This is a genomic window from Streptomyces sp. CO7 (assembly GCF_053474865.1).
This window is the reverse complement of sequence record NZ_JBRIOU010000070.1, coordinates 1-566: the sequence shown is the minus strand read 5'-3', so window position 1 is coordinate 566 and position 566 is coordinate 1. Positions and strand designations below refer to the sequence as shown.

Annotated in this window: 1 protein-coding gene; it reads right to left on the bottom strand. The window is 72.1% G+C overall.

The features are described from left to right. Positions 1 to 130: 130 nt before the first annotated feature. On the bottom strand, positions 131 to 559 hold the full coding sequence (locus tag ACOV8S_RS31135) for an N-acetyltransferase family protein (RefSeq protein ID WP_448321838.1): 429 nt from the start codon (positions 557 to 559) through the stop codon (positions 131 to 133). Between the last annotated feature and the right edge of the window lie 7 nt (positions 560 to 566).

The window sequence follows — 566 nt, the reverse complement described above, 5'->3', positions numbered from 1 at the left end:
CGGGAGGGGTCCCGGGGGCGCAGGCTGACGCCTGCCGAACGCAGGCACGCCCAGGGCCCTCGGGCGAGTCCCAAATTCGCCCCCCAGCACCAAATTCCGGACTCACCTTCGCCCTACACCTTCTCCGCCCTCACCGTCCGGGGGCCGTCGGGGGGCAAAGGTAGAACAGCTCGGGGTCACCCTCGTCGAGGCCATGGAGCAGGCCGGCGGGCGTCCAGCCGGCCCGGTGGAGCAGCCGCTGCATGGGCTGGTTGGACACATTGGTCGAGGTGAAGAGCTTCGGCGTCGTACACGAGGCCGCCGCGGCGTCCAGCAACCGCCGGCCCACACCCCTGCAACGGGCCGACGGAGCCACCATCAGCATCGTCACGAAGCCTTGGTCGAAGAACGTGTACTCCAGCACGCAGTAACCGACCAGTCCGCCCGCGTCCTCCGCCACCAGCACCGACCCCTGCCTGCACCACCTCCGGATGGCCTCCCGCCGCCCGACGTCACCCCCCCCCGCCACCACGTCGACCCCGACCAGCGCGTCCGCGTCCGCCTCCACCGCCCGGCGCACGACGCCC